Origin of the sequence: Flavobacterium supellecticarium (genome assembly GCF_004801375.1) — a bacterium.
Lineage (GTDB): Bacteria > Bacteroidota > Bacteroidia > Flavobacteriales > Flavobacteriaceae > Flavobacterium > Flavobacterium supellecticarium.
Genome location: NZ_SSNZ01000003.1, coordinates 155,938 through 177,074, shown reverse-complemented (window position 1 = coordinate 177,074; position 21,137 = coordinate 155,938). Strand labels below are relative to the sequence as shown.

Annotated in this window: 18 protein-coding genes; 2 read left to right on the top strand and 16 right to left on the bottom strand. The window is 36.7% G+C overall.

Features of this window, described 5'->3' with window-relative positions; translation table 11 throughout:
* Positions 1-47 precede the first annotated feature (47 nt).
* The 13 genes from E6C50_RS10000 to recR form a co-directional block, all read right to left on the bottom strand.
* Positions 48-1,151 (bottom strand): glycosyltransferase, encoded by a 1,104-nt coding sequence (locus E6C50_RS10000; RefSeq protein ID WP_136403094.1) that lies wholly within the window; start codon positions 1,149-1,151, stop codon positions 48-50.
* A gap of 90 nt (positions 1,152-1,241) precedes the next feature.
* Positions 1,242-2,483, bottom strand: a complete 1,242-nt coding sequence (locus E6C50_RS09995; RefSeq protein ID WP_136403093.1) for an EpsG family protein — start codon at positions 2,481-2,483, stop codon at positions 1,242-1,244.
* A gap of 120 nt (positions 2,484-2,603) precedes the next feature.
* Complete coding sequence (wecB, locus tag E6C50_RS09990) at positions 2,604-3,692, bottom strand: non-hydrolyzing UDP-N-acetylglucosamine 2-epimerase (RefSeq protein WP_136403092.1); 1,089 nt, start codon at positions 3,690-3,692, stop codon at positions 2,604-2,606.
* Between the two features lie 229 nt (positions 3,693-3,921).
* A complete protein-coding gene (locus tag E6C50_RS09985) occupies positions 3,922-5,418 on the bottom strand; it encodes an oligosaccharide flippase family protein (RefSeq protein WP_136403091.1) in 1,497 nt (498 codons plus the stop codon).
* 213 nt (positions 5,419-5,631) lie between these two features.
* Positions 5,632-6,222 (bottom strand): serine O-acetyltransferase, encoded by a 591-nt coding sequence (locus E6C50_RS09980; protein ID WP_136403090.1) that lies wholly within the window; start codon positions 6,220-6,222, stop codon positions 5,632-5,634.
* Between the two features lie 30 nt (positions 6,223-6,252).
* Complete coding sequence (locus E6C50_RS09975) at positions 6,253-7,530, bottom strand: nucleotide sugar dehydrogenase (RefSeq protein WP_136403089.1); 1,278 nt, start codon at positions 7,528-7,530, stop codon at positions 6,253-6,255.
* A 16-nt stretch (positions 7,531-7,546) separates the two neighbouring features.
* The gene (locus tag E6C50_RS09970) at positions 7,547-8,515 is read right to left on the bottom strand and encodes an SDR family oxidoreductase (protein ID WP_136403088.1); all 969 of its coding nucleotides are present in this window, start codon (positions 8,513-8,515) and stop codon (positions 7,547-7,549) included.
* A 75-nt stretch (positions 8,516-8,590) separates the two neighbouring features.
* A complete protein-coding gene (locus E6C50_RS09965; protein WP_136403087.1) occupies positions 8,591-9,100 on the bottom strand; it encodes a helix-turn-helix domain-containing protein in 510 nt (169 codons plus the stop codon).
* Between the two features lie 154 nt (positions 9,101-9,254).
* Entirely contained in the window at positions 9,255-10,646 is a 1,392-nt protein-coding gene (locus tag E6C50_RS09960; protein ID WP_136403086.1) for a UDP-glucose 6-dehydrogenase, read from the bottom strand.
* A 128-nt stretch (positions 10,647-10,774) separates the two neighbouring features.
* Entirely contained in the window at positions 10,775-11,647 is an 873-nt protein-coding gene (locus E6C50_RS09955; protein ID WP_136403085.1) for an ABC transporter permease, read from the bottom strand.
* On the bottom strand, positions 11,647-14,109 hold the full coding sequence (locus E6C50_RS09950) for an exopolysaccharide transport family protein (RefSeq protein ID WP_136403084.1): 2,463 nt from the start codon (positions 14,107-14,109) through the stop codon (positions 11,647-11,649). The genes E6C50_RS09955 and E6C50_RS09950 overlap by 1 nt, the downstream gene beginning before the upstream one ends.
* Before the next feature lie 3 nt (positions 14,110-14,112).
* Positions 14,113-14,910 carry a polysaccharide biosynthesis/export family protein gene (locus E6C50_RS09945; protein ID WP_136403083.1) on the bottom strand — a complete coding sequence of 266 codons (798 nt, stop codon included), beginning with the start codon at positions 14,908-14,910 and terminating at the stop codon, positions 14,113-14,115.
* Positions 14,911-15,004: 94 nt separating this feature from the next.
* Positions 15,005-15,625, bottom strand: coding sequence for a recombination mediator RecR (gene recR / locus E6C50_RS09940; protein ID WP_136403082.1), 621 nt, complete (start codon positions 15,623-15,625; stop codon positions 15,005-15,007).
* Positions 15,626-15,734: 109 nt separating this feature from the next.
* Here recR and E6C50_RS09935 point away from each other — a divergent pair, with 109 nt between their 5' ends.
* Entirely contained in the window at positions 15,735-17,234 is a 1,500-nt protein-coding gene (locus E6C50_RS09935; protein WP_136403081.1) for a sodium:solute symporter, read from the top strand.
* Here E6C50_RS09935 and E6C50_RS09930 read toward each other — a convergent pair.
* Positions 17,231-17,587 (bottom strand): CoA-binding protein, encoded by a 357-nt coding sequence (locus E6C50_RS09930; protein WP_136403080.1) that lies wholly within the window; start codon positions 17,585-17,587, stop codon positions 17,231-17,233. The two genes, E6C50_RS09935 and E6C50_RS09930, sit on opposite strands and share 4 nt — an antisense overlap.
* A 146-nt stretch (positions 17,588-17,733) precedes the next feature.
* Between E6C50_RS09930 and E6C50_RS09925 the strand changes: the two genes are divergently transcribed.
* Entirely contained in the window at positions 17,734-18,363 is a 630-nt protein-coding gene (locus E6C50_RS09925; RefSeq protein ID WP_136403079.1) for a MarC family NAAT transporter, read from the top strand.
* A gap of 81 nt (positions 18,364-18,444) precedes the next feature.
* Here the strand turns inward: E6C50_RS09925 and E6C50_RS09920 are convergent, their stop codons facing one another.
* Both E6C50_RS09920 and E6C50_RS09915 read right to left on the bottom strand, forming a co-directional pair.
* On the bottom strand, positions 18,445-19,704 hold the full coding sequence (locus E6C50_RS09920; RefSeq protein ID WP_136403078.1) for a T9SS type A sorting domain-containing protein: 1,260 nt from the start codon (positions 19,702-19,704) through the stop codon (positions 18,445-18,447).
* A gap of 25 nt (positions 19,705-19,729) precedes the next feature.
* Positions 19,730-21,133, bottom strand: a complete 1,404-nt coding sequence (locus E6C50_RS09915) for an HmuY family protein (protein WP_136403077.1) — start codon at positions 21,131-21,133, stop codon at positions 19,730-19,732.
* Positions 21,134-21,137 lie beyond the last annotated feature (4 nt).

Sequence of the window (21,137 nt, the reverse complement as noted above, 5' to 3'; positions counted from 1 at the left end):
TATTTTACACTATACTATAATCCTAAAGACTACTTTAATAAATCGCCTTAATTAAGTGCAATAAACTTATCAGCTACATTTTTTATATTATATTGCTCTATATTATGGACTTCTAACTTTCCGCTATAATCTCTTTTCAGAAACCTATCAATATTATTTTCATCTATTGTAAAAGACGATACTGACATTATAGGTCTTTTTGCTAACGCATAGTCAATTAACTTACTGGGAGACTGTACAGTGTTTCCATTTTCAAAGTTTACCAAAAAATCAGCTTTAGCCAATTCTACTAATAATTCCTCTCTGGTTAAATAATCTTTTATAATAAGTTTTTCTCCTAATTTACTTTTGTAAGGTTCCAATATATCCTTTGATTGTGTATAAATGATAAACTTAAAATTAATTGGCACTTTTGAAAGGTAATCCAGAAACATTCTAGGGTCTCTAACTCCCTGATAAAACACGCCCGAATAAATAAATGTCGGCACTTCATTATTAGGTTCTCTTGAATCTATACGCACTAAATCAAAATCAAAACCTTGTGGAATGACTTTAATTTTATCCCTAAAATCAGAATAATATGCCGATCTGCCTTCTTCTATCGGAATCGTAATATAATCTACATTCCTACAAAACCATTTTTCAATATATTTAAAATAAAAAGCTGGTGTTTCAATTGGATTTCCCATATAAGGGTCTCCACAATCAGCCACCCAGAGCTTAGGAAACGCGATTCCCATTCGCATTTTTGCTAATGCGCATCCCCAATGAATAGGATGCGGATACGCAATGGATATCAACATGTCTGTCCCTTTTTCTTTTTTAAGAATTTTAGTCATCTTAAACATGAATTCAATATTTGGAAACTCCAGCCAACGTCCTAATAAACGTCTTAAAATTTTATTTATAAAAGTGTCTTTACTAGAATTATCGCTATTCAAAGTTGCAAAAGTCATTTTTTCAATGTTTTTAACTTTGACGTTATTTTTAGCTTCAAACGCTGAATAATCATAATCCCCTAATACGCCATATAGGGCTACATCATGTCCTTGTTTACCAAGCTCTTTAGCTAGTTCAGTCGCTCTATTAGCTCTAGGAGATTGAAATGGAAAAATAGCACTCGCAATAATTATAATTTTTTTATTTTTCATTTTTATTAAAACATTTTACATCAACTTTCATTTTAAATACACATAAACGAAGTCTTTATTCGCCACACAATCACCCAACCTAAAACTCTTCTAGAACAAGTATTCATAAACAATATAAAATGGACTTGAAATATAAAAATACACGCCCGTAACCATTAAATACAAAGTAAGTTGCTCATAAATATTGAAAAAGAATGCAATAGGAAAAAAGTACAGTAAATATTTATACCTGTTCTTTCCAAAATTGATTAGCCATATATAAGCTATTATCGGGTAAGACAATGTAAAGAATCTTCCTCCCAGAGACGGGATACTCATAGTAAAATTTGCAAAAGTGACTAATACTAATAGGAATTTATAAAGACTTTCCGTTTTAAAGTTTCCTATAATTAATTTTTCATTTCGTATAAACAAATACACCAGTAAATTCATATAGGTAAAGGATATCGTTTTGAAAATCTTAGCTATCCAAAAAAAACCGGTTCCCTCTGCACTTAACCTCTCAATCGTTTCTGTACTGGTATAAGAATCTATTAATTTAGCTAGAAAAACTGGTAAAAAATCGGTACTATCTTTTGCCAATTGTAACGATATTGAAGAAAAAATAAAACTACAGAAAAATAAAACAATAAAAATTTTATAAAATCGACTTAATATTAAATATAAAAAAACAACAAAAATAAATATCCAAAACGAACCATGTATAAATGGTAGTAGTAGCATCAATACTAAATAGTGGTATTTTTTATTTCTAAAAACCTGAAATACTATAAAAACAGCTACCCAAGCTGCTGTCCAAAATCGAACTCCATTGATATTAAAAATCTGGTTTGTTAAAAATATATAGGCTAGAATATAAGACGATAAATCATTTTTGAAATTCTTTTCTTCTGTTAAAAACCGAAACGTTTTTAAGGCAAAAAAAGCAAAAACTATAGCAAAAACAGCAAACAAATAATGATAGTTATCTGTAAATCTAGAAACAAAAAAAGCTATCGTTTCATAATAATAATCTTTTCTTCCTTCGTCAAAACTTAAAAAATCTTTTAAACCCTCTATATACTCGAAATAATTTAGGCTTTGAAAAGACTCAAATTCTTCCCGATAAAAAAAACTATCTAAATCATTCTCATTTCCGCTTCGTTTTTCTATAGTAAAACTAATACCAAAACAAATTGCTGTTAGGAAGAAAATAACATACGACGATTTGGTTTTTATATTTTTTAAAGAATATAAAAACCCGATAAAAGGACTAATTATAAAAAAAACAATTTTAATAAATCTATCTAAATTATTTTCTTTTACACTCCACGCTTTTTGCTTAGTATTCATTTAAACTATATTATTAGATCTAAACAATTTACACTTCCGCCAATCATCATTTTTATTTTTTCAAAGCTTGACAAATATTATAACCTTATCAGAACGATCAAAAAAACTTTAACCCAGTGACTACTGTAAATTTAAAAGACATTCAACTATCCTTTCTGCTGCCATTCCATCCCATTTCTCAGGAATTCCTCCTTTTTTCCACTTTCCATTTAGCAATTGTGACAATACCGGAAGTAAAGCTAATGGGTTAGTACCAACCAATTCATTAGTCCCAATAGTAATTGTTTCCGGTCGTTCTGTGTTATCTCTTAAAGTAATACAGGGAATCCCCATCACGGTTGTTTCTTCAGTGATTCCTCCTGAATCAGTTATGACTGCCTTGGCATTTGCAACCAAATAATTGAATTCTAAATAACCCAAAGGATCTATTATAAAAAGATTCTCAGCTTGTATTCCTAAATCACTGAAAATTTTGGCTGTTCTTGGATGTATTGGGAACAAAACTGGTAATCCATCAACATTATTAACAATAGTTAGTATCAGCTCTTTTAATTTTTCACCTTGATCTACATTGGCAGGGCGATGTAAAGTCATTACGAGATAATTATCTTTCTGCAACCCCAGAGTGGAAAAAACTGAGGGAGCTAAAAAGCGCGGTATATTTTCCAACAAAGTATCTATCATGACATTACCTACAAAAAAGATGGCTTCTTCTGAAACCCCCGATTTTCTCAAATTAGCATTAGCAATTTCCGATGTAGTAAAAAAATAATCGGTAATACTATCAGTAACCATCCGATTTATTTCTTCCGGCATGGTTAAATCAAAAGAACGAATACCTGCTTCAACATGAGCCACTTTTATATTTACTTTTTTAGCAACAATACTGCAGGCCATTGTTGATGTCACATCACCAACCACCAAAACCAAATCAACAGGATTCATTAACAATTCTTTTTCAAAAGCAATCATAATAGCTGCCGTTTGTTCTGCCTGACTACCTCCTCCGCATTCTAAATTAACATCCGGTTGCGGAATGTTAAGCTCTCTAAAAAAGGTAGCACTCATTTTTTCGTCAAAATGCTGCCCAGTATGCACTAATCGAAATGAGATGTCTTTTCCCTTTTTTTGTGCATTCTGAATAGCATGTATTATAGGAGCAATTTTCATAAAATTAGGCCTTGCCCCTGCAATTAAGGTTATTTTCATTTTTTAAAGATTATGGTTATCAGATATACTATAGCAATCCTATTCATAAAACACATTCTAACTATAAATTTCAAAATTATTGTTTGTAATTTTAGGAGACCGATACAATTCTATAGTCCTTTTTAATCATAAAGATATTTTATCTAGCAATTTAATTATTCGTATTTTAAGCAAAAGAAAAGCGAACCACTCAGAACATTTTCATTTTCTATTTGCCCAACTAAATCCATCAACCATTTTTTTTAATTTTATTAAGTAATGGATATAAAAATTCTAAATAATTCAATTTCAAAAAACGCCCTGTCATTAAAACTAACGTCGCATACAACAGTCCTGCCACAATAAGATTCATTAAACTATTCTCAATGGCTACCATCTTAAGACAAAAAGTCACAGCAAACATAACCAGACATGTATGCAGTATTATTTTGAGCATCTGAAAAACAGGAAATAATTCATACACTTTAACGTTTAGTCTTTTGCTCACATATACTAAAGCAATCATCACTTTTACTATCGATAATGATACCGAAAAAATTGCAAGTGAAATTGGGTTATTAAAAATGATCATGATTAAGTATCCACCAATCCAGGCTAAAATTGCAATAAAGGCATGTAATCCGGAATAGAATTTAGTTGCCCCTAATGACAACATTAATGGAAAGAAAATAATGATATTAAAAAAATTAAGGACCATATTAATTTTAAAATATTTTCCGGATTCAAAATAAACATCTGAGTACATTAAAACCATTACCTCCGTAGAAAAAAACATAAAAAAAACAACTATCGGATAGATAATCATTGCAGATTTGTTTAACACACTTTTCCATGTAACTACTAATTCTTCAACGCCTTTATTTTCATGTATAACCCTAGAGAAAACAGGCATTAAAACGACTGAAGTACTTGTAGTTATCATAGACACGAGAGGCAACTCGATAAAGCCATTCGAAAATTCGGCAAAAACGTTTGCGCCAAAAAAACGGCTAATATAAAATTCATCCGCAGCTTTAATAGCGATCCCCCAAAAACTGGCAAAAACAAGAGGTATACTATATGCAAAAACCTCTTTAAGCTCCAATTTAGCAGCCTTCGATTCCACCCCTTTGAAAGGTATTCCTTTAAAGAAATAAGTCATCACAAATATTATCAATGAAGCGATTAACCATCCATAAATTGCGATAACATAATTTGCCTTGATCAAGATTACAGGAACAACTATAAAAATCAGCATCAATAATCTTGAAAGCGTATTATAAATTGCTAAAAACAAAGTTTTTTTATAGGTCGAAAAGATACCTTCAATACCTAATGTAGGCAATAATAACATAGGCATTGGCGAAAACACCTTCAATCCATACGCTAATTTTTCATTTTTTAAAACATCCGCAATGCAATCTGAAAATAAAAACAAAAAAACCGAAAATAACACTCCTGCCAGAAACAACACTTTACTTATCTTCCATACAATTGCCTTACCTTCATTTAAGTGATATCGGGGTAAAAAATAAGCATATACTCTTGGTAAGCCTGCAGAAAAAACAATTAATAAAGTAGTATAAACGTATAGTATTTGTTTATAAGTCCCATATTCTGCTTTATCCAGGTATCGTGATAGAATTGCTGCACTTACAATAGAAAGCCCTAAGGTACTTAAACTGCCTAATGCAACCCAAAATACCTGTTCTGTATTACTTGTTTTAACATTAATACGATTTGACATTTAATAAATTTTAATTACAATTCTCCATCAACAACACTATTTATAATCCACAGAAATAAAAATAAAACATCGCTTTTATTTGAAAATTATAATCAAAAAATAGCGTTTGATATGCGTTATTAGGCAATATGCGTTATTAATTTCTTACTTTTTTTAAATTATAAAGAAGCTCACTCCATATAACTTCATCAATAAAACCATTGTTACTCCTTTTTATAAAGACAATCGGTTATTTTGCCACCATACAGGAAACTGCGTTTTAACAATTTTAGCCGGGGAACCTGCTATAACAACCCCTTCTTCGGTAAAGCTCTTATTTACTGTTGAATTAGCTCCTATGGTTATATTGTTTACTATGGTTATATCTCCATACATGATTACCCCTGGTCCTATATACACATTGTCACCGATTTCAGGCGCTTTTAAACTTCCTGCACTTGCTCCAATATTGACCCCTACATGTAAACGACAATTTTTCCCAACCTTCGCCGCCGGATTGACAACTATAGTTCCATAATGTGGAATTGACAAGCCCGGTCCAAATACATTTACCGGAATAGAAAAACCTAACTTAAGAGATATTCTTCTATAAGCGATCCTGACAAAAATGAGTTGAATCTTTCCAAAAAGTCCTTGATTGGTATTTTTAAGATATTCATATTTGCGCATAAGTCGTATAAACTTCCAAATATAATTGGGAAATAAAAACTCTTTGATTTGATACAAAAATCCCTTTCCATTGATGCTTGAAGCCAATCTATCTTGATCTAGATAGTACTTATATTCTCTTTTTGTCGTAATCATATATTTGTTTAACTATTCGGTATAACAAAATTATAACTTCCCGTCAACTTCCCCTTTCAGCACTCCTTTTACATCATACAGCAGGCTGTTTTCCTTTAACAAAGTACTCAGATCAGCATTTAAAAATTCCTTATGGGCTACTCCTAAAACAACTGCATCAAATTGCTGTGATGGTAATTCATTACTGGTGACCAATCCATATTCGTGCTTCACCTCAGCCGGATTCGCCCAAGGATCGTATATATTTACTTCAATACCATAATCAGCTAAAGCCGCTATAACATCAACAATCTTAGTATTGCGCACATCCGGGCAGTTTTCCTTGAAAGTAATACCCATCATTAACAGTTTGGCTCCGTTTACCTGTATTCCTTTTTTGATCATAAGTTTAACCACCTGAGAAGCTACATATTCACCCATACTGTCGTTTAAACGACGACCGGCAAGAATGATTTCCGGGTGGTATCCTTTTTCCTGTGCTTTTTGTGCTAAATAATAAGGATCTACTCCAATACAATGTCCGCCAACAAGTCCCGGACGGAATGGAAGGAAATTCCATTTGGTTCCGGCTGCTGTCAAAACTGCCTGTGTATCGATTTCGAGAATATTAAAAATCTTTGCCAGTTCGTTTACAAAAGCAATATTGATGTCACGCTGTGAATTTTCGATTACTTTAGCGGCCTCGGCTACTTTTATAGTCGGTGCAAGATGCGTTCCGGCAACAATTACGTTTTTATAGAGTTCATCTACCTTTTGTCCGATTTCCAAAGTAGATCCGGAGGTTATCTTTAAGATTTTCTCTACTGTATGTTCCTTATCGCCCGGATTAATCCGCTCCGGTGAATAGCCTGCAAAAAAGTCCTCATTGAACTTTAGTCCAGATACTTTTTCGAGTACCGGTACACATTCTTCTTCCGTTACACCGGGATATACAGTAGATTCATAGATTACAATATCTCCTTTTTTCAGTACTTTTCCCACCGTTTCACTGGCTTTATACAAAGGAGTAAGATCCGGTCTGTTGTGTTTGTCAACTGGTGTAGGCACCGTAACAATAAAGTAATTACAATTTTTAATATCTTCTAAATCCGAAGAACAATACAAACCTTTTGAGTTGTGATTTTTGGCCACCAATACTCCTTTAAGTGTATCACTATCCACTTCAAGTGTACTATCATGACCCGAATTTAATTCGGAGATTCGTGCCGTATTAATATCAAAACCAACAACTGCATACTTTGTTGCAAATAATCTTGCCAATGGCAAGCCTACATAACCTAAACCTATAACTGCAATTTTATTATCCATTATAACTGATATTTTATTATTTTAAATTACTCCAATACCAAGAAACCGCTTCCTTAAGCCCTTCTCGAATTGAAAATTTCGGATTATAATCTAATTTTATTTTTGCTTTTTCAATACTCGCGAGAGAATGTGGAATATCCCCTGCTCTATTCGGTCCATATACCACCTCAACATTGGCTATTTCAGGGTCGTACTCCGATAAAAATTCTTTTAAATAGGTAACCAGTTCTTTTAAAGTGGTTCGGTCACCATAAGCCGTATTGTATACCGTATTAATTGCTTCCGGTGATTTTGTGGTCATTGCCAGCTCATTCATCTGGATCACATTATCGATATAGGTAAAATCTCTGGAATATTGTCCGTCGCCATTAATTACCGGGCTTTCATGCTGCATAAATTGCATTACGAATTTTGGAATTACGGCCGCATAGGCGCCATTTGGATTTTGGCGTCTTCCAAAAACATTAAAATATCGCAATCCGATGGTTTCCATCCCGTAGGTTTTACTAAACACATCGGCATACAATTCGTTTACATATTTTGTGATCGCATAAGGCGATAACGGTTTTCCGATTTTATCTTCCACTTTTGGCAAGGCTTCCGAATCGCCATAAGTAGAAGAGCTCGCCGCATAAACAAATCGCTTTACACCGGCATCTCTGGCCGCTACCAACATATTTAAAAAACCGGACACATTTACATCATTACTGGTAATCGGGTCGTTAATGGAACGCGGCACTGAACCTAATGCTGCCTGATGCAATACATAGTCAGCTCCTTCTACTGCTTTTTTACAGGTTTCCAAATCGCGGATATCACCTTCGATCAAAGTAAAGTCTGGATTATTTAGAAACGGTTCGATATTGTGACGATAACCCGTTGAAAAATTATCCAGGCAAACGATGCTGTGTTTTTTATTCAGAAAGTATTCAATAAGATTCGATCCGATAAATCCAGCACCACCGGTAATCAAAAGTTTACTCATTCTCTATATTTTTTATTAGGATAAACATTTTTTATTACTAAAGAATTCCCAATCGGTTGGTCTTTGATTCGCGAATTAATTGCTACCTCCAAAAAGCAACAGTCCTTTTTTATCAAAATCATCCGTTAGAATAAACTTTACTTTTCGCTTGATTTCTTCTTCAATTTTGTAAGCCAGCTGTTCTACATAGTCTTCATTGAGTGACTGACCCACCAATACGACTTCAATGGTTCCGGTATCCCGCCCCTCGGCATAATCGCCAATGAGGTATACTTTTTTCACTTCCCCCATCCGCTCCAGTATGGTTGCTACTATCGTATCCAAACCTATAGTTCGTCTAACGACACTTTGCAACAACGAAAAAAGAGGGTGATTGGTATTGGCCCGATAGGAAATCGTATTCCGTACGGCTTCTTTTTCAAGATAACCCGCTTCCGAAAGATTGTTTAATTCTTTGCGTATCGCATTGGTCGATTCGCTGAATTCTTCGGCTAAACCTCTCAAATGACCATGATTGGCTGCATTTATAAAAAACTTAACCAATAGTCGTAATCGGGTTTTTGATGTTATTAAGGATTCTAACATTACACTATTATGAGCAACAAAAGTACTCGTTATTTTGTAACAAAAATATTTTTTTTCAGAAATTTTAAAAAGTCACAAAATTCATTATTATTTAAAGAAAAATGCCTTTCTCATTTACATAAGAAAGGCATTTTTGATAGTCTATTTTTGATGCTTATGAACCGATACCCTGGTATACAAATCCTATTTTTTGAAGGGCTTCTTTATCCAACAGATTTCTACCATCGAAGATAAAAGCCGGTTTTAACATATTGTCATAAATACGTTTCCAGTCGTAGGTTTTAAATTCGTCCCATTCGGTTAATATTGCAATGGCATGCGCTTTATCGGCAGCCGCATACGGATCGTTGGTCACAGTTAATCCCCTTCTGTTTTCATCAGCAGAGCGGCTTTCAAGATAATCCAGATCATAAAAAATCTGGTCTTCCTGTACTTTCGGATCATATACGGCAATTTCCGCACGTTCGCTCAACAAGTCATCCGCTACATAAATAGCCGCCGACTCCCGGGTATCATTGGTATCTTTTTTAAATGCCCATCCCATAAAAGCGATTTTCTTTCCGGAAACCGTATTGTATAATGTCTGGATGATATTTTTACCAAAACGGCGCTTCTGGTGGTCGTTCATAATGATAACTTGCTCCCAATAATCAGCTACTTCATTTAATCCGTAGGATTTAGCAATATAAACCAGGTTTAAAATATCTTTTTGAAAACAGGACCCTCCAAAACCAACAGATGATTTTAAGAATTTTGACCCGATACGACTATCCATACCAATTGCTTTGGCCACCTCATTTACATCGGCACCCGTTTTTTCACATAATTCTGACAGGGCATTGATAGACGATACGCGTTGCGCCAGGAAAGCATTTGCAGTTAATTTTGACAATTCCGAAGACCATACATTGGTGGTCAGAATGCGTTCTTTCGGAACCCAGTTGGCATAAATGTCGACCAGTTTCTGAATGGCATTTTGCCCTTCTTCGGTTGTATCGCCACCAATCAGTACGCGATCCGGCATTAATAAATCAGCTACAGCAGTTCCTTCTGCCAGGAACTCCGGATTGGATAAAATCTGGAATTGTACTCCGTTACCGGTATTGTCCAGAATATCTTTAATAGCACTGGCAGTACGTACCGGAAGTGTTGATTTTTCAACAACAATCTTATCATTTTTAGCAACACGGGCAATTTGCCTTGCACACAATTCAATATATTTTAAATCGGCTGCCATTCCTTTCCCCACACCGTACGTCTTGGTAGGTGTATTTACCGATATAAAAATCATATCGGCTTCATCAATGGCCTTATCTACTTCGGTTGAGAAAAAAAGGTTACGGCCACGACAGGAAGCGACGATATCGCTAAGTCCGGGTTCGTAAATCGGGATATTTTCAACATTTTCATCATTCCAGGCGGCAATCCGTTTTTCGTTTAAATCGACTACTGTTACCTTTATGTCCGGGGATTTCTGTGCAATAACGGCCATCGTTGGACCTCCAACATATCCAGCACCGATACAGCATATTTTCTTTATATTCATGTAAATGTTCTGATTATTAGTTTTAAAATCGCAACGGATTGCGAGGTTTATTCATGCTTTCTACAGTTTTCAAAACCGGCTACAAATATAAGTGTTATTACCGGAGCTTTATACCTAGACTGTCGATTTTATATGGTATCGATAAAGCTTCTTTCCGTACGATTAAAAATAACCAATCCTAACAGAAAAATAACAATCGTACTTCCAACAGAATACAACAGTCCTAACATTGTAAAGGTTCCTTTGCCCAGAAAAGAATATTTAAAAAACTCAAAAATACTCGTCAACGGGTTAATATAGACAAGCCAGGAATAACCTTCCGGCAATTCTTTAATTACCTGTGACACCGGATAAATAACCGGCGTAACATACATATATAACGAAACTCCAAAAGAAACCACAAACGTGAGATCCCGATATTTAGTTGTCATGGAAGATATGATCATTCCGAGCCCCAATGAAATTAAAGCCATCACGAGCAGTAAAAACGGGGTAAGAATAATAGTCCATTTGGGTTCAATTGGAGAACCCTGCCACATATAATAGCCCATTACTGTGAGGAACAAGAGAAACTGGATTCCGAATTTCACCAGATTCGACACGGTTAAAGCCAGTGGCATAATGATTCTGGGAAAATAGACTTTCCCAAAAATATTCTGATTGGTTCTAAAGGTTTCGGAAGTGGTTTTAAAGCATTCGGAAAAGTAGAACCAAAGTGTGTTTCCGGCCAGAGCAAACAGGAAATACGGTATCCCATCCGATTGTAGTTTGGCAATTTTAAAAAAAACGATAAACTGGATTACAGACGTGATCAGCGGTTGGATTAAAAACCAAAGCGGTCCCAGAATTGTTTGCTTATAATAGGTTACAATATCGCGTTTTACAAACATCAGTAATAAATCGCGATACTTCCATATCTCTCCAAATTCGAATGAAAACAATTTTGCTTTAGGTGTAATTTCATACAACCATTTTTCCTTATCGGCTGCTTCAGTGCTCATTATTTTCGTTTAAAAATTTTCGATTTTATTTTTTCCCAGATCGTTTGATCCTTCATTTCTTCTTCGATATAACCGTTAACATAGGTTCCGTAACCGTATCCATAACCGTATCCATAGCCATAACCATACTGCGACTTGTTGTCAAAACCATTCAATACGATACTGATGTTATGAAGTTCTCCTCTTTTGTGTTTTTCATTGACAATTGCCAGCATTCCTTTTTTGGTAACGCCCTGACGAACCACATATAAAGTTGCATCACAATACTGTGCTAACTCCAATGCATCCGAAACCAACCCAACCGGGGACGTATCCAGAATGATATAATCATATAATTCTTTTAATTCATCGATCATGGCTGTCATCGCCTGACTAATCAATAATTCTGATGGATTGGGCGGAATCGGCCCCGCTGTAATGACATCCAGAAAAGGCACGTGCGTATGCTGCACGATTTCCGGTATGCTCTTTTGTCCGATCAGATAGTTCACTACCCCGATATTATTTTCGATGTTAAAGTCGCCAAAAATTCTCGGTTTTCGTAAATCCAGACCGACAATAACCGTACGCTTTTCACTTAAGGCAAAAACGGTAGCCATGTTGATCGAACAGAATGTTTTTCCTTCGCCACCGACAGATGACGTGAGCATTAAAATTTTGGTACCGTCGAGTTTTTGCTTTTTATATAAAAACTGAAGGGACGATCGTATGGATCGGAACGATTCGGCCAAAGGCGATTTTGGTTTTTCATAAACCGACATATTCGATTCGGTATGTTTTTTTCCTACAATCCCGATAATCGGAATCGCAGTAAGTCGTTCGATATCTTCCGTTCCGTGGATGGAATTGTCCAACAGTGTAATCGTAAACACCACAATCAGCGGAATCAAAATTCCCAACAGTAAGGCTAAAATATAATTCACACCTGTTTTGGGGCCCAACAATCCGCCGCCTACATCTTTGGCGGTATCGATAAATTCAATATCCGACACATTGGATGCTTTAACGATATCGGCTTCACTTCTTTTCTGAAGAAATGTACTGTAAATATTATCGTTCAGATCGTATTTCCGGGTGATCTTCATCAGTTCCTGCTGTTCTTCCGGCAACTGCCGGATGGTACTTTCGGCCTGACCAATTCTTTTATTGATGATACCCAGGTCGATCGTAATGGCATTTTTAGCGGAATTGATATTCTCCAGCAATACTCTTTTGGTAGCATTCATCTGGTTATCGAACTCGTCAAAAAGTTTCTGACTTTTAACCGAATAAGCCATTTCCGAACGCTCTCTTGAAAGCTGGATCAGCTTCGCGACATTCGTTACAATGTTTGGATCTTCGATTCCCGCAACGGTAGGCGCTGGTAATTTCGAATAATCGGTACTTTTTTGCAGGTAGTTGTTCAGAGAATTATAGTAATTGATTTTACGTGTAATCCCATCTTTTTCGATATCAAAATTTGATAATTGCTCTGTGATTTTTTCACCACCGCCCTGAAGTTCGAATACATTTTTATCTTTCCGGAAATTTTTCAATTCTTTTTCGGAATCTTTTAAATGTTCTTCCATTGCAATGAGCGTACTATCGATAAAAGCGATCGTATTTTTAGCAAACTGATTTTTACTGTCCAGTTGTTTTTTTCGCAATACATTAACCGTTGTATTCAGATAATCGACCAAACGTTTTTTATTGGTTCCCTGTAACGAAAGGCGTACAATCGATCCGGCCTTGGTATCAATCTCTACATTCAGTCCTTTATAAGCGGCTACCGTACCGTCAAAATTATTAAAGCGGATATAATATTCGTTTCCGCTATAAAAACCCGGATTGGCATTAATCAATACCTTAAGATTCAGGAAAGGCAATTGTACCGGTTCGCCTACGGCAAACTTTTTTTCGAACGTTCCAGCCGATACATTTACGTTTTCGGTAGTTCCCTGTAAATAATTATAGGTTTTTACCGATGTATTTTCATCAAACGGAATCGATACAACATATTCCTTTTCGTTGATAAAGCGGATCAGTACCGGAGTATCCGCAAGCTGATTTTTATTTTTATCGATCTGAATATAAAAAGGCGTTTCACCGTAAACATCCTGAAAATTGTATTTTCCTTTTTTCAGGTAATCGATATAGAACTCCAGTTTATCCACCACATATTCGTTATGCGTACGCGATTTAAGAGTATTGATTACGGTTTGCACCTTATCGGAAGTTCCGCCCCAGTTAAAAACCAAACTGGTATTGGACGTGAAGAACGGATTGTTTTCGTCTTTTATCACGATAGAGGCATCCATTCCATAAATTTTTTCTTTTCGGATGTTTACCTGATAGGCGATAAAAAAAGTAACAATAAGACAGGCTAAGAACCATTTCCAATAACTGACAATTTTTAAAAGCAAGCCTTTAAAATCGAAATTATTTTGATTTTCAAACAAGGAAAAATCTTTAGTACTCAGCATATACTATAGGTTTTTAAGAAGTAAAAGCGTTGTGGTAACCAATGACATCGCTGTTACGATTGTCGCCACCGTTTGCATTCCGGTAGTTCCGGTTCCCCATGATTTTTGTTTGAGTGGTTTGACATAAATATAATCGTTAGGCTGTATATAATAATACGGAGACTGCATTGCTTTGGCATCGGTAAGATTGATGGTGTGCATTTCAGTACCGTGTGGATACTGTCGGATGATCATCACTTCTTTCCGATTTCCGGTCATCGTAATATCCCCGGAATTAGCAATCGCCTGCATAATCGTAACCTTATCCTGATACAGTACTTTTGTTCCCGGAACCGTTATTTCACCATTAATCGTATAACGAAAACCCGCCAGACGAACGTCTACAAAAATATTGGCTTCTTTTTTAAAGTATTCTTCCAACAATTGTTTTTCAATCCGAACCCGCACTTCATCAAGGGTATAACCGAGTACATTGATTTCACCCAGAACAGGAATACGGATGTTGCCGTGATCGTTCACCGAAAATCCGTTAAAATACAGACTTTGTTCCGTTTCACTATTGGCACTACTACCTGCGGCAGCGGTAGGGTTAAACATAGCAACCAGTTTCTGGTCCAGTGCTTTTATTTTAATGCTCACCACATCGTTGGTTTGTATACGGTAGGGTTTAAACAGTACGGGATTTACCGCCACAGCCAGCGTATCTTTACTATAGTTCTGCAAATACAATAATTCTTTATTGGACACACACGAAACCGAAAAGATTCCGACCAATAGTAACATTAAAAATGTTTTTATCATTCTGATGACTTTTTGAGCAACAAATATAGTTTATCAAAGGCTATTTTCCGTACGGCACTATAGCTTTACAAAGAAACGTTAATTTTTTAAAGTTTTAAGAATTTTTAATAGCATTTTCAAAAGGAATTCGATGCAAAATACTACGTCCCAGCGTCACCTCATCGGCATATTCCAGTTCGTCGCCAATGGCAATACCGCGCGCAATAGCCGAAACGATTACATCACTGTCTTTGATTTGCCTGTAAATATAGAAATTGGTCGTATCGCCTTCCATGGTCGAACTCAGTGCAAAAATAATTTCCTTTACGGCTCCGGATTTTACTTTTTCCACCAGCGATGGAATATTTAACTGGCTTGGACCTACACCGTCGATTGGCGAAATTTTTCCACCTAACACATGGTACAAACCTTTATATAATCCGGTATTTTCGAGTGCCATCACGTCACGGATATCTTCGACCACACAAACCACCGATTGTTCCCGTGCGGGATTGGAACAGATATAACAGATTTCTTCATCGGAAATATTATGGCAACGGGAACAAAAACGGATGTCTTCCCGGAGTTGCGTTAAAGCACTTGCCAATAGCTGCGTTTGCTCTTTCGGTTGTTTTAGCAAATGAAGCACCAGTCGTAACGCCGTACGCTTTCCGATTCCCGGTAATTGCGCCATTTCGTTGACCGCCTTTTCCAATAATTTTGATGAGAATTCCATAGGGACAAAATTACTCTTTTTAATTGAATTTTATCTCACCTCTATCCGTTGAAAAAGTGATCTCAAATTAACATTTTTTTGTATTTTGGCTCCACCTAAAATATCAAAAATGACACCTTTTACCATATTGACCATCATTGTTATTTACTTTGGCCTTTTAATCCTGATATCCAATGTTATCAGTAAAAAAGATCATAGTAATGATGCCTTTTTTAAGGCTAATAAAAATTCCAAATGGTATCTGGTGGCTTTCGGGATGATCGGAACGGCACTTTCGGGTGTTACGTTTATTTCCGTTCCGGGAGAGGTAGGTTCGCCAAACGGGGAACAATTCAAATATTTTCAGTTTGTACTCGGAAACGCAATTGGCTTTATCATTGTTGCCACCGTATTGCTTCCGTTGTATTACCGAATGAACCTGACATCGATTTACGAGTATATGGAAAAACGGCTGGGTCACTACAGTTATAAAGCCGCCGCATCTATTTTTCTATTGAGCCGTACCATCGGATCGGCTTTCCGATTGTATCTGGTTGTGATTGTTTTACAACGTTATGTATTTGATTATTACAACGTACCTTTTTCCTTTACTGTACTGATATCACTCGGTTTGATTTTTGCTTATACGTATAAAGGCGGTCTCAAAACGATTATTATTACCGATACCTTACAAACCTTGTTTCTGGTATCGTCGGTATTTTTTACGATTTATTTTATCTGCGACAGCCTTGACTATAATGCCGTACAGGCTTTTGAAGCGATAAAAGAGAGTAATTATTCCAAAATATTCTTCTTTGACGATTTTATCGGAAGCCGTTACCATTTTGTAAAACAGGTATTGGGCGGTATTTTCGTAACCATTGCAATGGTTGGATTGGATCAGGATTTGATGCAAAAAAATCTGAGCTGTAAAAATATTGGAGAAGCCCAAAAGAATATGTTTTCCTTTACGGCTATTTTCGTAGTGATCAATTTATTCTTTCTAAGTGTAGGTGCTTTATTGTATTTGTATGCCGGTAAAAACGGAATCGAAGTACCTTTGGATACCATAACCGGTAAACCGCGTACGGATTTATTATTCCCGGAAATTGCTTTTCACCATTTAACACTCATTCCTTCGATTGTATTCCTGTTAGGACTAACGGCCGCTACTTTTGCAACAACCGATTCGGCATTAACCGCGCTAACCACTTCTTTTTGTGTGGATTTCTTAGGGATGGACAAAGCCGAAAATGCCAACAAACCGAATATTGTAAGAACCCGTCACCTGGTTCATATTTCCTTTTCCTTATTGATGTTTCTGGTGATCATCATTTTTAACGAAATCAACGATGCTTCGGTAGTTAGTATGATCTTTAAAATTGCATCGTATACTTATGGTCCGTTATTGGGACTATATGCATTCGGATTATTTGTCAAAAGCCGCGATGTTCGCGACAAATTAGTTCCTTTTATCTGCGTATTAGCCCCGGCACTGACCTTCTATTTAAGTCAGCATTCGAAAGTGTTTTTTGGCAATTATGTGTTCGATAGCGAGTTGATCATTATTAACGGATTCATCACATTTTTACTATTACTGGCAATTAGTCGGAAAAGAAAAATCGCTTAAAACTGGTTGGTCGCTAACAATACAAGCGTACAGGCAACTTCATAACCGATACCGTTTGCCTCCAGTAGGCGGTACAATTCAGGATTTTCCGTTCCGGGATTAAAGATCACGCGTTGCGGTTTTAGATTAATGATATAATCGTAATACTCCTGCTGGCGTACCGGATTCAGGTATAACGAAACCGTATGCACACCGGAAAACGGTATTTTTTCCGTTTCGATGGTAACACCTTCCACCACTTCTTTTTTAAGCCCGACTGCGACAACTTCGTGTTGGTGCTTTAACAGACTTTTCAATGCCATATTCGCATAACGCTCCGGATTTGACGAAGCTCCGATAACCAATGTCTTCATATTCGTATATTTACGTATAAAATTACGTATTTATCGCTTATTTTCTTACATTTCAAATCAATTATAACATTGTTTTATCATAACTTTGAAATAACACTCCCCTAAAGTCGAAAGGAATATTAACCTTTTATTTTGCAAAAAAAACTATGGAACTATTTATTTACATTTTCGCCGCTCTTTTTTCCGTTTTAAACCCTTTGGGTGTTATCCCGATCTTTGTTGGATTGACACATCACGAAAGCAGTGCGGAACGATCGAGAATCTCGTTATGGACCGCTGTAAACGTTTTTATTATTCTGGTTATTTCGTTTTTTATCGGCGAATATGTATTGAAGTTTTTCGGTATCAGTATCGATGCGTTACGTATTGCCGGAGGATTAGTCATCGTAAATTCGGGATTTGCATTACTATCCGGAAAATTCAACAAAACAAGAGGTGTGAATAAAAAAGTGGCGCACGATGCTCAGAAGCGAAGTGATATTGCGTTAACGCCATTAGCAATCCCGATGTTGGCCGGACCGGGTTCCATTTCCTTATTAATTGCGTTTTATCAGGATTTTACCGAGGTAACCGAGAAAGCAATAGTCTGCTCGGCTATTTTAGCGGTAGCGCTTACCATCTTTATCATTTTAAAAAGTGCGCATTACCTTTCCCGTATTCTTGGTGCTTCGGGAATTGTAGCGATTTCGAGAATTATCGGTTTTATCGTTATCGCCATCGGAATACAATATATCAGCAGTGCGGTGGTGAACATCTTAAAAACCGTATCACCTTAAAAAGAAGAAAGAGATTCCAATACTGAAATCTCTTTCTAAAACAAAAACAAACATTTAAACTAACTACTCAATAGGAAAGTATTACTTTAAGATTACTTTTTTAGTAATCGTACTACTTCCCGACTCAAGATTCAGTATATAGATACCGGTTCCTAAAGCCGATAAATCCAATTCTCTGCTATAGAATCCCTGAGCAGTTTCGATAGCAGTTTCGAAAACTTTCGCACCTGTCATCGAATAGATACTCACTTTACTGTTGGCATCCATATTTTCTTTACTATCGTAGATCAAATTGATTTTTTTATCGAAAGACGGATTCGGGTAAATTCCGAAAGCGATCTTATCTTCAAATGATACCGTTCCCAAAGCACTGGTTACATCCTGGTAGTTGAATGTAATCACTCCGGTTGAACTTCCAACAAATGATGTGAATACCACACGGTAAACAGTACCATTAGCTTGTTTTACGTAGTATGCTTTCGATCCGTCGATAGTATAAGTCGATCCGGTAAACGTTTTCCAGTCGTATCCGATAGTATTGATAGCCGGAGCAAAAGTAAGGTTAGCCGTATTCATTACACCTCCTGGCTCTACATTTTTAGCCACTTTAACATCCGGGTGGTGTAAAGCACCGGTTACCTGATATTTCGTTGTAGTTCCTCCCATTGGGTAATCGGTTGTAAACTTTGTAAAGATCAAATCCCAATCGGCAGAAGCCGGCTCAGCTGTAACCGCCGCGTCCGTTTCCAAAGAAAAATAATTAAAGATATGGTTCGGGTTCGTTGCATTTGCTACCACTTTTGTCTGATCAGCGCTCCAAGTGCTTGTTCCGGTATTCCAGGTTGCATAGGTAAAGGTATATCCACCGAAGAAGTCATCAATTTTGAATTTTTTATAGGTACCGTTTGGATATTTCAATACAAAAATGATTGATCCGGTTACGTGGTGGTTTGCCATATTATATTCACCCCAACCGTAGGTAGCCGTACCATAATCGAAAGCTCCTTTAGTCCACTCGATATCACTGTTGTATAGACGTGTCCAGTTTGCCACCTGACTTACATCGATAGAAGCCCAGTTGCTTACCGTATTGGAAGCCTGGTACACTTCAATACCTTTTGCATCGTTAATACGGGTTGCAAAAGCCATCGCACTTTTTCTGTAGAAAGCAACATCCCAGGAACTGTGTGGGTACGCATTGGTTACTCCCGGAGTTGCAAATTTAAAATACACCTGGTTTGCGTAACTTGGCCCCATAGTTACCGTTCCTTGCTGAACGGTCTGAGCGCCCGCAAATGAACCAACCAGCATTGCTGCTAAAAGTAGTATTTGTTTTTTCATAGTAGTACTTGATTTAATTATATATTTATTGTATCAGTTTATATTCAAATTTTGGATAGCCACGTACGCCACCTTCATTTAAGAACTCCAGCATTCGCACTTTATAGTAGTTTCCATCGGTATCTTTGATCACATAGAAACGATCGGTATAGGCACTACCGGTAAATACATCACGCCATTCGGCACCAATCACACGCTGATCATCCATAAAATTACTTTCCACTACATTCGCCATCGCGAAATTGTTAAAATTCACAGCCGAAGTCACCGCAACACGATATCCTTTTACACCTGCTTTCAGGTTATTCAATACGAAATCGGAATAACCATAAGAGCCAGAACCCTGGATTTCGTTGGTGAATACCGTAAAACAGAGATCCCATAAATTCTTTTGTGGTTCTACATTCACCACATTTTGTGTCGCCAGGCTAAAGAACGTAAAGTTGTAATCCGGTTTTTTAGCAATGGTAACCTGTTGGTGTGTTGTACTGTTTAGATCGGCATATTGCAACATATAGTTATCACCGTCACGTAAGACTCTTATTTTTTTCCATCCACGGGCATCACCTGCAATGGCTACAGTTCCGGCCGGAGGTGTTGTATTACCGATGGTATATCCCATATTTACCAGATAGACATTGTTTTCGGCGTCGTTTGCAGAAATTTCAGCGATTGCCGTTTGATTGATTAAACCGTTTGGCGCATCTACATAATTTGTATTGGTGGGATCGAAGGTTCCAACGGCAACTTGCGACTGAAAAGCACTAACACTTGCCGGTGTAACCGCATCGATATTGGTAGCATCCAGTTTTTTTACCGCCATATATAGCGAACCGTTGATTGTTACGCGGAATTGGTCTCCGGAATAGAATCCCAAATCCCAAACATCTCTACGGGAACTGGTCATCGTTTCTTTACTCAAGTCCACAAAAATCTGGTTCCCCTGGTTTGGTCCTCCGATTTCCGGTAGTAATGTAGCTCCCAAAGATCTTTGGAATGATACCAATGACGTTGTATATCCCTGAATCGATGTTTCGCCGGTGTAATTAATTGCAATCACTTCCATCAAAATGGATTTTTCATCGTTATCAAACGGATAAATCAGGTTTTTAAACGTGAAAAACAATTCACTTTGTCCTTTAGTAAAAGGAAGTTCCAAAACACCGCCCTGTGCTTCCGGAAGCGTACTAAAGTCGACTCCATAGCTGGCATGGGTTCCGGATAATTTGATGCTGATTTTTCCATCGGTTTTTGCCGGTTCCGAAAAAATCAGTTTCATTTCCCTTTGATCCGGAATGGTCGAAAAATCGATCGATTGTCTTTCGAAAGCGATCACAAAAGGATTCTGTTCAACAGTATAATCTTTTTCGCAGGATGCTGTTACGAACAGGATCAGGAATAATGCTAGTTGTAGTATTTTAGATTTCATGTTG